This window comes from Serratia sp. BNK-23 (assembly GCF_047456145.1).
Taxonomy (GTDB): Bacteria; Pseudomonadota; Gammaproteobacteria; order Enterobacterales; family Enterobacteriaceae; genus Serratia; species Serratia nematodiphila.
Genome location: NZ_CP179900.1, coordinates 1,107,979 through 1,120,750 on the forward strand (window position 1 = coordinate 1,107,979; position 12,772 = coordinate 1,120,750).

The following is a 12,772-nucleotide window of genomic DNA, read 5'->3' on the forward strand; positions in this document are numbered from 1 at the left end:
GGCAACCGATTCCGCTCTGTATAATGCCGCGGCAATATTTTATCTTTTTCACAGCCCACCCTGGTGAGATATTGCCCATGCTACGTATCGCTAAAGAAGCTCTGACGTTTGACGACGTCCTCCTGGTTCCAGCCCACTCCACGGTTCTGCCTAACACCGCAGAGCTCGGCACTCAACTGACCAAAACCATCCGCCTGAACATCCCTATGCTGTCCGCAGCCATGGATACCGTTACCGAATCCGGCCTGGCCATCGCGCTGGCGCAGGAAGGCGGCCTGGGCTTCATCCACAAAAACATGTCCATCGAGCGCCAGGCTGAAGAAGTCAGCCGCGTGAAGAAACATGAAAGCGGCGTAGTCACCGACCCGCAGACCGTTACTCCGGCCACCACGCTGCAGGAAGTGAAAGAGCTGACCGCGCGCAACGGCTTCGCCGGTTATCCGGTCGTCACCGAAGACAACGAGCTGGTCGGCATCATCACCGGCCGCGACGTGCGCTTCGTGACCGATCTGACCCAGCCGGTGACTGCGGTGATGACGCCGAAAGATCGCCTGGTCACCGTGAAAGAAGGTGAAGCGCGCGACGTGGTGCTGCAGAAGATGCACGAAAAGCGCGTAGAGAAAGCGCTGGTGGTGGACGACAGCTTCCACCTGCTGGGCATGATCACCGTTAAAGACTTCCAGAAAGCGGAACGTAAGCCGAACGCCTGTAAAGACGAGCACGGCCGTCTGCGCGTAGGCGCGGCGGTCGGCGCCGGCGCCGGCAACGAAGAGCGCGTTGACGCGCTGGTGGCGGCGGGCGTTGACGTTCTGCTGATCGACTCCTCGCACGGCCACTCCGAAGGCGTGTTGCAGCGCATTCGCGAAACCCGCGCCAAATACCCGGATCTGCAGATCGTCGGCGGCAACGTCGCGACCGCAGCGGGCGCCAAAGCGCTGGCTGAGGCCGGCGTGAGCGCGGTGAAAGTTGGTATCGGCCCTGGCTCCATCTGCACCACCCGTATCGTGACCGGCGTGGGCGTGCCGCAGATCACCGCCATCGCCGACGCGGTGGAAGCGCTGGAAGGCACTGGCATTCCGGTTATCGCCGACGGCGGCATCCGCTTCTCCGGCGACATCGCCAAAGCGATCGCCGCAGGCGCATCCTGCGTGATGGTCGGCTCCATGCTGGCGGGCACCGAAGAATCTCCGGGCGAAATCGAGCTGTATCAGGGCCGTTCGTTCAAATCTTACCGCGGCATGGGCTCGCTGGGCGCGATGTCCAAAGGCTCTTCCGACCGTTACTTCCAGACCGATAACGCCGCCGACAAACTGGTGCCGGAAGGTATCGAAGGCCGCGTGGCCTATAAAGGCATGCTGAAAGCCATCGTGCACCAGCAGATGGGCGGCCTGCGCTCCTGCATGGGCCTGACCGGCTGCGCCACCATCGACGATCTGCGCACCAAGGCGGAGTTCGTGCGCATCAGCGGCGCCGGCATTCAGGAAAGCCACGTGCACGACGTGACCATCACCAAAGAGTCGCCGAACTACCGCATGGGCTGATGCCTTAACCTCTCCTGAGTGAGAGGCCGGGGTGGGGCGCCAAGCCCCATCCCGAAAACATACATTTTCGCTCTTTTTCTCTTGTTGCTGGAATTCGCCTCACATGACACAAAATATCCATAAGCATCGCATCCTCATACTGGACTTCGGTTCGCAATACACCCAACTGGTCGCCCGCCGCGTGCGCGAAATCGGCGTTTACTGCGAACTGTGGGCCTGGGACGTTAGCGAAGCGCAGATCCGCGAATTCAACCCAAGCGGTATCATCCTGTCCGGCGGCCCGGAAAGCACCACCGAAGCCGGCAGCCCGCGCGCCCCTGACTACGTGTTCAACGCCGGCGTGCCGGTGCTGGGCGTGTGCTACGGCATGCAGACCATGGCGATGCAGCTGGGCGGCCATGTGCAGGGCTCCAACGAACGCGAGTTCGGCTACGCGCAGGTGGAAATCGTCAACGAGAGCGCGCTGCTGCGCGACATCGAAGACGCCATCAGCCCGGCCGGCAAACCGCTGCTGGACGTGTGGATGAGCCACGGCGACAAAGTGACCGCGATCCCGTCCGACTTCGTGACCGTTGCCAGCACCGACACCTGCCCGTTCGCCATTATGGCCAACGAAGAAAAACGCTTCTACGGCGTGCAGTTCCACCCGGAAGTGACCCACACCCGTCAGGGCCAGCGCATGCTGGAGCGCTTCGTACTGGACATCTGCCAGTGTGAAGCCCTGTGGACGCCGGCCACCATTATCGAAGATGCGGTTGAGCGCATCCGCGAGCAGGTGGGTGAAGACCACGTGATCCTCGGCCTGTCCGGCGGCGTTGACTCCTCCGTGACCGCGATGCTGCTGCACCGCGCGATCGGCAAGCGCCTGACCTGCGTGTTTGTCGACAACGGCCTGCTGCGCCTGAACGAAGCCAAGCAGGTGATGGAAATGTTCGGCGACCACTTCGGCCTGAACATCGTGCACGTTGAGGCGGAAAACCGCTTCCTGACCGCACTGGCGGGCGTGGACGAGCCGGAAGCCAAGCGTAAAATCATCGGCCGCGTGTTCGTTGAAGTGTTCGACGAAGAAGCCTGCAAGCAAGAGCAGGTGAAATGGCTGGCACAGGGCACCATCTACCCGGACGTGATCGAATCCGCCGCTTCCGCCACCGGCAAAGCGCACGTGATCAAGTCGCACCACAACGTGGGCGGCCTGCCGAAAGAGATGAAGCTGGGCCTGGTCGAGCCGCTGAAAGAGCTGTTCAAAGACGAAGTGCGCAAAATTGGCCTGGAACTGGGCCTGCCGTACGACATGCTGTACCGTCACCCGTTCCCGGGCCCGGGTCTGGGCGTGCGCGTGCTGGGCGAAGTGAAGAAAGAGTACTGCGATCTGCTGCGCCGCGCCGACGCCATCTTCATCGAAGAGCTGCACAAAGCCGACCTGTACAACAAAGTCAGCCAGGCGTTCACCGTGTTCTTGCCGGTGCGCTCGGTCGGCGTGATGGGCGACGGCCGCAAATACGACTGGGTGGTCTCCCTGCGTGCGGTAGAAACCATCGACTTCATGACCGCGCACTGGGCGCATCTGCCGTATGACTTCCTCGGCCGCGTCTCCAACCGCATCATCAACGAAGTGGACGGCATCTCCCGCGTGGTGTACGACATCAGCGGCAAGCCGCCGGCGACGATTGAGTGGGAGTGATTTGACACTTCCTGCAGCCTGTTAGTAACCAGGCCTTAGTGACTAAAACCCTCTGTTTTTACAGAGGGTTTTTCTTTATATGGTCATGTTTTTTCTGCCATGCTTCCAGCCTTGGGTAAAGCCGAACATTGTTTGTGGTCGAAATATGGCCTATGTTCGGACCTTGGTATGATTGGTAGCACCAGGGGGCATAATGAAAGTAGAGACCATCAACTACGTTATAGAATCCTATGAGCAGCAGAAGCGAGAGAACGCCATTGCTCTGCTGAAATTGCTGAAGCTGTCAGAGAAGGATAAAGCGGAAGGGCGCGTGTTCTCGAAGGAACAGCTGTTGGATGGGCTTTAAGCATTACAGTGCGCAACATTAAGGGATTGCAATGGAACCGTCGGTGACATTTGAGTATACGCTTACGGTAAAGCACTGCATCGACACAATAGCGGGTTTCCTTTGAGCCATGCCCGGTTATCGCAGACATTCTCACTCAGTTTGAGCGCATCGTTGGCCAGTTTCCACAGGGATGCCAGATTTGCCCTGAGCTACTGAAGATTGGCTGCGCAAAGTACCGGGAGTTTAATCACGCTGAAGGTTACCGGGTTCTGTATTCCGTAGAAGTAGCCACCGTGACTGCCCATGCTATCTTGTCACATCGTCAGGATATCCAGCAGCTGTTGTTTAAGCGTCTGATCATGGCCTGATAACCCTCAATATGTGCTGCCTGGCAATAATAAAAATCAAAAGAGAGTGTTTTTAAATTGTTAAAAAAATGTTGGGTGTTTTCTGAATCACTGAGTGGGAACCGGACTACTCTGGCGATGAATGGCCTAAAATAATCCCTAAGCCCACTTAATTGCGGGCTTTTACTGGTATTCTGGATGCATGTTGGCAATGACATCAGAGAATCCTACGTAAATGCCTAGTGGGCTAGGTACATATCTATTTACCGAGAGTTTTATTGAAAACAAACCATTTCATCAAGACTATACAGCCTTGCACTTTTATGTGGGAGTATTTCTGTACATAAACCTATTTCTTCATTTTTAGTCGCCATCCATGCGCAAGCTGAGTTTCCATTTAATTGAATTGACACCAAGATATCGATATAGCATCTCATGTTTGTTACAACAAGGATTTTCATTCCCTTCCATAACCCAGTTTTATTGGCGCAGATAACAAATGCGTTATGCTTTTTGAATACCTCACCGATTTTCCCAATATTGGGTAATTCTAGTTTATTGCCATTTATGATAGGGTTTCTTTCCACAATGCAGATCATGTTGTAAACAATAAACTCTGCTATTGCTGTGGCTAAAGATAGCACTAGTGATGCAGCATCTTTTATTAATGTTACTGACCAGAATTCATCCGGCATTTTATTTCCGTGAGCTGCTTCATTTCTGCGGTCAACAAGTTCTTTTAAGAATTTCTCTGGTGTCGTGTCTGATGTCTCACATCCTTCCTTAAGAGGGGGAAAGGCGTTTAGCCATTCAGATGCACCTATAAGTTCAAGGGATTCTAGTGCGCTAATTACATCATTAAATCTCAAGTTTGGTGATGTCGCAAATATAGGGTCTATCCCAAGATGAGTGTCTTGGTTATTATGTAGAGCAGTTAGGCTATTTACTAGTGCTGTGATGTTTATTTTTGAAAATCTTGACTCAGTTGAGCGTTTTAGTATTTCTCCTACACCGTAGCGATAGCGGGAAATTGCCTTATCTGATTGTGATAAGATAGGTAGTTTATTTTTAACTATCCAGTCTAACCATTTTTGAAGTGAGTCAATGATAAAACGTTCAAAACTAGAGTATAAACGTAATATTGCAGAGCAGTAATCATAACGACGCCAATATAATTCATCAATTGGAGTTGAAACGGGATGAGAATCGTTGCTAATACTATTCCTAACTTCTTCATTTATTTCTACAATAGATTTTATTTGAGAAATTTGGTCTTCTAGAGATGTTAGTGCTGTAAATGGCATGGGGATTTATCCTATGCTGTCTAGTAGAGCAGTTACGGTATCAATTCTTTTAATTACATCTCTTTTTGTGTTCCCTCTGCCAGTTAATGATCCTTCTTCAACTTGAGAAAACATATTACGAGTTGCTTCAATAACTTTTTCTCTATTCGAAATTAAAAAATCTGACTTTTCAATATTTCTTGATATACCAACTAAGACAGCATCAGCAAAGGCCTTTTGCTTAGAATCTAACCATTTTTCCTTTTCGGGATCATAAACTCGGAAAAGATAATCATCATAAATTTTCAATGCGGTTGAAATTGTTTTAGTATATATTGATTTCAACTCATCTATGTCATGACTTGAAAATATTTTTGACTTTAGCATATATAAATCTAGGAACCCTCGCATTCCCTTTTGGTAATTTTCTGAGTTTCTAAGGGCAAAAAACCGTAATATAACTTCAACGTCTTCCATTTTTTTATAGAAAGACGAATCATCTAGATAAGCTGGTGAACCTTGGATTTCGGATGCTGAAAAATGAGGTAATCCCCAAGCATCTCTATGTTCAGGTAAGCGTGAAAGTTCGAGTAAAGCATCATTAAACTCACCAGAAAAAAGTGCATTGCGGATTTCTTGGTGGCTTAATTCTACACCACCTGTATTAAGACGTTCGAAGACAAGCTGTTTTAGAAGCATTGCTTCTTCTTCGTTTTCGGTTGACTCACGAAGGACAGATATCCACGTTATAGATCTGCGGTCAATACCATCTTGTATTGCCTTAGGCAGTTTGCTGTATGTTCTACCGTTTAGTTCTGGCCACCGTTCCAGCCCTTCAAGGACTAATTCATTTGAATAAAAAGCTTTGATTGCTGATATTCTTTGCTGTCCGTCCATAACTTCATGCACGTTTGAACGGATTTCATAAACAAATAGGGGTGGGATGGGAATGTTAATCAGTATAGACTCAATAAGTCTGGATTGAAGTTTTGGTGTCCACCTAGAGCGTCTTTGGTAAAACGGTCGGGTGTTCATATAATCAGGTTTTTTCAGTGCTTCATAAAAGTTTGGTAACTTTTCTCTATTTGTCTCAGTGACAATTCTTTCTGATTTTGTATCATACTTTGCTTCTATTTCTGCGTCAGTTGTCGCCGTAGATCTTTGTTTTTTTTCTTTTTCCCACATTTTTATTTCTGCTTCTAAAATCATGTTGAAATCCTATGTTTGTTTGTGATTTTTACTTTAAGTGAGACACTCTTCGATTATACCATACTATTATTTTGGTGTGGGTAAAAATCTTATAATTAAATTAATATTGCTACTCAACTAATTATTCTAGAAATAACCTCGCCTTAAAGATCTATAGATCTCTAACTGCTTACCCACTGCGTCAGCAGCGCATGCAGCCTGGCCGGCTCCAGCGGCTTGCGCAGCACCAGATAGCCTTCCTGCTCGGCCTCCTGCAGGATCGGTGAATTGAACTCGCCGCTGACCATCGCACCGCTTACGTCCGGCAGGCGTTCGAACAGCGCCTGCAGGATGTCGAAGCCGCTCTCGCCGGAGCGCAGGCGCTGGTCGCACAGCACGGCGAACGGCGTGAAGCCGCTATCGACGATGGCGAAGGCTTCCTCGGCGGAGGCCGCGCAGCGCACGGTGATGCCCCAGGTACTCATCAGGCTCTCCCAGGCGGAGGTCACCAAGGGATCGTCGTCCACCACCAGGCAGGCGCCGCGCAGCGGTGCATAGCGGGTAGGCGTGGCGGTGTTGCCGTAGGCGGCGGCGGTTTCCGGCGCTTTATCTTCGCCGATGTATTGCGTGAAGCGCATCCAGAAGCGTGAGCCTTTGCCTTCGACGGAGTGCATGCCGTACTTCACCTTCATCAGCTTGGCGCAGCGCGCCACCACCGCCAGCCCCAGCCCGTGGCCGGCGCTGTCGATTTTCCACGCCAGCTCGGGGCGGTAGTAAGGGGAGAAGATTTTGCTTTTCTCTTCGTCGGCGATGCCCACGCCGGTGTCCCACACTTCCACCAGGCACTCGGCGCCGCGCGGGCGGATGGCGATCAGCACGCCTCCCCGTTGCGTGTAGCGCAGGGCGTTCTGGATCAGGTTGATCAGCGATTGCCGCACCAGCAGCGGATCGCCCATCACGCTGATACGCCGTCTGGGGCGCCAGGTGCGCAGCGCCAGGGCGCGGCTGTTGGCCTCTTCGCGGAACAGGGTGACCACCGAGTCGAGCAGGGCGCCGATATCCACATGGGTGGCGGCGGTGCGCACGTTGCCGGATTCGATCTTGCTGAGATCGAGCAGCGAATTGAACATCAAATGCACCGAACGCACGCTCTGCTGCAGATCCAGCAGCTGCGGCGTCAGGCTGTCGTCGCGGTTTTTGTGGATGATGGCCTCGATCAGAAAGCCCATGGCGTGCACCGGCTGGCGCAGGTCGTGGCTGGCGGTGGTCAGGAATTGGTTCTTATCCAGCAGCGCCTGTTCCGCCTCTTCTTTGGCCTGACGGAACTGCTCCGCCAGGCGCGAGCTTTGTTCTTCGAGCAGCGCCTGCTGAATAAAGAACGCATGCGAGGTTAACGCGTGGCGGTAAATGGCGAAGCCGTACAGCAAGTTCAGCATCAGCACGATGAACATCACGTCTTCCAGCCGCCAGATGATGCCGAGGTTCAGCAGCCCCCAGGAGGCGAAGAAAAAGCGGGTAAAGGTGCTGATGACCGGCGTCAGGTGCGTTGCGTTGGCGGCGACGATCGCGGCGATGCTGATATTGAGCAGCAGAAAAAAGTCAAAGTTATGGGTCTGCGGGGTAATTAAATAGAGTAAGGAGATCCCCAAGCCGTGAATAAAGGCCACCTTATTAATGCGCGGCAGCCAGCGGCGCAGCACGGCGTCTTCATCATTTTCTTTGGCCTCATGCAGGTAGCGCCGATGCCATATTCTGATCGCCACGGCGCATAGCAGGTAAACCATGATCCAGGCAATGGTTGGGCCAAGTTCATCCCCCAGCAAATAAATCCAGATGGCGAATGGGATGCCGACGAAAGGCACGGCGGTAAAGCTGAACACCAGCCGCATGAAGGTGTTGTCCAGCAGGCGGATCTGCGCGCGTGGGGAGATGCCATCATTTTGTAAATGCTGGAAAAACCTCATGACGACGGATCCCGTTTGCCGTGCAACAGCGTGATGGCTTCCACCCGGCTGTTGACGCCGATCTTTTTCAATATATTGCTGATATGTTCTTTGACGGTGGGTTCGGAAATAGACAGTTGCGTCGCAATTCTTTTATTTGGCAGGCCGCGCAGCATCATAGTTAATACGTCGATTTGCCTCGGCGTTAAATTGAATTTATTTAAGTGCTCATGATGGCTTTTAATGCAGGTTTCATTACCGTCAGGGAACCAATCCTGATTGTTATTCAGCGCAAAAACCGCCCTGGCGAATAATTCAGGCGGTTCGTTTTTTAATACAAATCCATGCCCGCCGGCAGTGTGCACTTTCTGCCAGATATCGTTATTCTCGTCGCCGCTAACCACCAAGATCCGCACCTGAGGGTAAAGTTGCTTTACTTCTTTGAGTAATTTCAACGCTGTACCGGAAGAAAGCCAAAAATCGATCACCAGTAAACGCGGTGGGCCATTTTCCCTAATATGGCGGTAGCAATTCTCTTCATTGGTCACCACATGCGCCTGTTTGAATCGGCAATGCGTGCTGAGAAAATTGGCGATGCCGCTTGCTACCAATGGATGGTCATCAACGACCAACGCATAATCCTGCCCCAAAGGATTCTCCTTTCGCCTTCAAATATCAGATAGGTCTGATGAATTATTATCAACCCTCCCTACTTTAGGAGGGTTTTTTCGTTTAGGAAAGGGAAATATATTATTCGAGGATTTGGATAAGAGAAAACATAAAGCCAATCGGTAATTTTAACTGATTGGTTATAAAGGATAATTTATGAAGAAACCACTTATCGCTTTAACCGTTACGATGATGGTAGCCGGTTGTTCCACCTTGAAAACCGATCAGGCCATTCCATTACTGCAGGCGGAAACCGCCAAAATGCTGGGGCTGGGATCGTCGGACGAAATTACCGTGACCAACGTCAATGGCGCACAGCCGGATGCGCTGGGCGGCCAAAAACTTTCATATCGCGCCACCACGGAAAAAGGCCGCATTTTCGATTGCTCGTCGCTGATGATGCCGGGAATTTTAGGTTCCTCGCCGTCGCTGAGCGCGCCGACCTGTACACCGGTGGTCACGCATAAATAATTCGATTTGGGGGCGGTATTACCGCTTCCTGGTTTTTCATCGTCGGAGCGTCAGCGCCGGGGGGCAATAAGCTTTTGCTTCGACGATCACTAAACCGGCGTGCGCGAAATAACGCCTCACTTCTCCTCTAGTGTATTGAGTTCCCTATAACAATAAATTTCGCGACATCACGCTAACGAGTACGGAGATAGCCCGTGAATGACAAAACATCGCATCCTTTAGCGGTTAGAACACCGCTTTCCAAACTTTACCTCGCTCTATTTTCCGCGCCGTTGTTGATGCTGGCGCCCGCCGATCTCGCTCGCGCAGACGATGCCATTTTTGACGGCGACTCAAAAATTACCGAATCATTGGCCTACACCGGGGACGTTTACGTCGGCCGTAATCAAAGCGGCAACCTGCTGATCGAGAATGGCAAGATCAGCGCCTATAACATCAATATCGGCCGGATGTTCAACGGCCAAATTCACGACAGCGTGGTCACGGTTCGCGGGCCGAACGCCGAGCTGAACGCGGTGAACGATCAGTTCGTGCTGCGCGGCGGCCTGAATCTGGGGCGGGGCACGCTGCGGGTTGAAGACGGCGCGCTGGCCAGCGCGAAAGAGATCGTGGTCGGCACCACCCGTGGCTACGACAGCCACCTGATCGCCACCGGCGCCGGTTCTCGCGTCACCAGCAATTTTCTCAGTGTCGGCACCGATTTAGGGGCACGATCCACGCTGGCGATCGAAGACGGCGCGGTGCTGAGCACCGCTTTTGACGCGCGCATCGGCAATGGCAGCGGGCCGGGTGAGAGCGATACGCTGAGCCCGAAAGCCACGGTCACCGGGGCCAATTCCCAGTGGAACGTCGGCCGTGCGCTCACGCTCTACGGCGATCTGGACGTGCTGAACGGCGCTGCGGTCAACGTCGGCAACATCCAGGTGGCGGGCGTCTCGGGCGCGCGTAAAACCGCTGAGCTGGTGGTCGCCGGCAACGGCTCGCGCTTTACCAGCGGCAGCAGCGTCAACGTCGGCGATTACGGCAACGGCGTGTTGGCGGTCATGGACGGCGGGACATTCTCCGCCGGCGGCAACGAAGTGGTGCTGGGCAAGACCGGTTCCGGCTCGAACCGCGGCGCGCTGATTATCGGCAGCCGCGGCAATATGGACACCGGCACCGGGTTGACCGAGCCGACGCTCGGCGCGGCGGGCGCCGCAGGCACCATCGATGCCCAGACGGCGATCGCCCTGCGGGGCGGATTGTTCCGCAGCTATGTGTACTTTAACCATACCGACGGCAATTACGTTTTCAGCAACAAGATGAGCGGCGAAGGCGAGGTGATCAACACCGCCGGGCACACGACGCTGAACGGCGATCTCACTGGGCTGCAGGCCAACGTCACCGCGCGCGGCGGCAAACTCATCATCGCCAGCGACATCAATACCCAGAAAGAAGACGACATCTTCGAGATCCAAACCCTCGGCGCCGAGAACGGCGGCACGCTGATCCTGAACGCGACGGCGGGTACCGACGTCAATAACGGGCTGGGCTACAGCAGCGCCGCGTCGATCAAGGCCGGCGGCACGCTGGGCGGCAACGGCACGCTGGGCCAGACCGAGATCCAGTCCGGCGGCCATATCTCGCCCGGCGACGGCAATATCGGCACGCTGACGCTGAAACGCTACCTGAACTTTATCGGCGAATCCTTCTATGACGTCGATATCGCCGGCGACGGCCGCAGCGACCAGCTGCTGGTGGCGGGCAAAACCACCATCAGCGATCAGGCCAAGGTGCAGGTGACGGCGCTGGATCCGCAAACCAGCTATAAAACCGGCCAAAGCTACCGCATTCTGACCTCGGACGGCGGCATTGACGGCCAGTTCGCGGCGGCGGTCTCCAAGTCTGCCTTCCTCGATGTGGCGTTGAACCACAGCGCCAACGCCGTCGATCTGACCATCGCGCAGAAAGACACGGGCGGGGAAAACCCAGGCGGTGAGAATCCGGGCGGAGAAAACCCAGGCGGTGAGAATCCAGGGGGCGAGAACCCGGGCGGAGAAAACCCTGGCGGGGAAAATCCGGGGGGCGAGAATCCAGGCAGCGGCAAGCCGGGCATTTTCCAAACGGTGGCCGAGAGCGGCAACCAGTGGAATACCGCCGGCGCGCTCTCGACGCTGACGCAGAGCGGACCTTCGCTGGCGCTGTACAACTCGCTGCTGCTGCTGAGCGCGCCGGAAGCGCGCGAGGCGTTCAATCAGCTGTCCGGCGAAGTCTATCCGTCGATGCAGTCTAACCTGATCGCCGGCAGCACCCAGCTGTTCAATGTGCTGAACCAGCGCATGCTGCGCCTGTTCGACAACGACAGTCTGCCGGTACCGCCGTTGGCGATGTCGCTGGTGCAACCGGCGCCGGCGCAAAACAGCGGCGTCTGGGGGCAGACCTTCAGTTCCTGGGGCAGAAACAGCGGCAACGGCAACGTGGGCAAGCTGGATGGCAACACCACCGGCTTCCTGTTGGGGGCGGAGCGCAAACTGGCGGACCATAACGTGCGCATCGGCGGTTACTTCGGTTACAGCCGCGGCGACTATGACGTCGACAGCCGCCGCTCCAAGGCCGATACCGACAACTACCATCTCGGCCTGTATGCGGCCGGGCAGCAGGATGCGTTCTCGCTGCGCGGCGCGTTGGGTTACACCTGGCACAAGATTGAAGGCAAGCGCAACGTCGATTTCAGCGGCTTCTCGGATCGGCTGAAGTCGGATTACGACGCCAACTCGCTGCTGGCGTTCACCGAAGCGGGTTACCGTTTCGGCCAGCCGGAGATGAACGTCGAACCGTTCATCAACCTGAGCTACATCCGACTGCATACCGACAGCTTCCAGGAGTCGGGTGGCGCGGCAGCGCTGAGCGTGCGCAATGAAACGATGAACACCTTCTACTCCACGCTCGGGGTGCGCGGCGTGACCGAACTGCCGAAGAACGTCAGCCTTTACGGCTCGCTCGGCTGGCAACATGCCTACGGCGATAAGAACACCTCATCGCGCATGGCGTTTGCCGGCAGCGACGCGTTCGTCACGCAGGGCCAGGCCGTGGATGACAACGTGATGGTGGGCGATATCGGCGTGAGCGTGAAGCTGTCGCGCGCTGCGACGCTGGATGTCGGCTATCAGGGGCAATTCGGCGCCGATACCCGCGTTAATTCGGTCAACGCCAACCTGCGCTGGTCGTTCTGATTTTCCCTCTAGACTTCTCTGGTACCGACGGGCCCGCATGATGCGGGCCTTTTTTATGGTGAGAACTCAGTGGCGGCCTGTGGCTGACTTTCACGATAAAAAAGCCCGC

At 54.5% G+C, this 12,772-nt stretch carries 8 protein-coding genes and 2 pseudogenes; 6 read left to right on the forward strand and 4 right to left on the reverse strand.

Going from position 1 to position 12,772, the window contains the following annotated elements; genetic code table 11:
* Positions 1-77 precede the first annotated feature (77 nt).
* The 4 genes and pseudogenes from guaB (at position 78) to ACMGF9_RS05250 (ending at position 3,918) form a co-directional block, all read left to right on the forward strand.
* A complete protein-coding gene (gene guaB, locus ACMGF9_RS05235) occupies positions 78-1,541 on the forward strand; it encodes an IMP dehydrogenase (protein WP_004941460.1) in 1,464 nt (487 codons plus the stop codon).
* A 103-nt stretch (positions 1,542-1,644) separates the two neighbouring features.
* Positions 1,645-3,222, forward strand: coding sequence for a glutamine-hydrolyzing GMP synthase (gene guaA / locus ACMGF9_RS05240; RefSeq protein WP_015378768.1), 1,578 nt, complete (start codon positions 1,645-1,647; stop codon positions 3,220-3,222).
* Positions 3,223-3,436: 214 nt separating this feature from the next.
* Positions 3,437-3,568: pseudogene (locus ACMGF9_RS05245) on the forward strand (type II toxin-antitoxin system Phd/YefM family antitoxin); the annotation flags it as partial.
* Positions 3,569-3,599: 31 nt separating this feature from the next.
* Positions 3,600-3,918: pseudogene (locus ACMGF9_RS05250) on the forward strand (type II toxin-antitoxin system RelE/ParE family toxin).
* A gap of 254 nt (positions 3,919-4,172) precedes the next feature.
* On the opposite strand, the gene ACMGF9_RS05255 reads toward ACMGF9_RS05250, so the two are convergent.
* From ACMGF9_RS05255 to ACMGF9_RS05270, 4 genes are all read right to left on the reverse strand, one after another.
* Complete coding sequence (locus ACMGF9_RS05255) at positions 4,173-5,201, reverse strand: MAE_28990/MAE_18760 family HEPN-like nuclease (protein ID WP_126180966.1); 1,029 nt, start codon at positions 5,199-5,201, stop codon at positions 4,173-4,175.
* Between the two features lie 6 nt (positions 5,202-5,207).
* Entirely contained in the window at positions 5,208-6,389 is a 1,182-nt protein-coding gene (locus ACMGF9_RS05260) for a DUF262 domain-containing protein (protein WP_075201110.1), read from the reverse strand.
* A gap of 161 nt (positions 6,390-6,550) precedes the next feature.
* Positions 6,551-8,332, reverse strand: a complete 1,782-nt coding sequence (locus tag ACMGF9_RS05265; protein WP_049186735.1) for a hybrid sensor histidine kinase/response regulator — start codon at positions 8,330-8,332, stop codon at positions 6,551-6,553.
* Positions 8,329-8,961 (reverse strand): response regulator transcription factor, encoded by a 633-nt coding sequence (locus ACMGF9_RS05270; protein ID WP_015378765.1) that lies wholly within the window; start codon positions 8,959-8,961, stop codon positions 8,329-8,331. Before ACMGF9_RS05270 ends, ACMGF9_RS05265 begins: the two co-directional genes overlap by 4 nt.
* A gap of 175 nt (positions 8,962-9,136) precedes the next feature.
* On the opposite strand from ACMGF9_RS05270, the gene ACMGF9_RS05275 reads away from it, so the two are divergent.
* Both ACMGF9_RS05275 and ACMGF9_RS05280 read left to right on the forward strand, forming a co-directional pair.
* The gene (locus ACMGF9_RS05275; RefSeq protein WP_015378764.1) at positions 9,137-9,451 is read left to right on the forward strand and encodes a hypothetical protein; all 315 of its coding nucleotides are present in this window, start codon (positions 9,137-9,139) and stop codon (positions 9,449-9,451) included.
* Positions 9,452-9,645: 194 nt separating this feature from the next.
* Positions 9,646-12,663 carry an autotransporter domain-containing protein gene (locus ACMGF9_RS05280; RefSeq protein WP_126180967.1) on the forward strand — a complete coding sequence of 1,006 codons (3,018 nt, stop codon included), beginning with the start codon at positions 9,646-9,648 and terminating at the stop codon, positions 12,661-12,663.
* Positions 12,664-12,772: the final 109 nt, after the last annotated feature.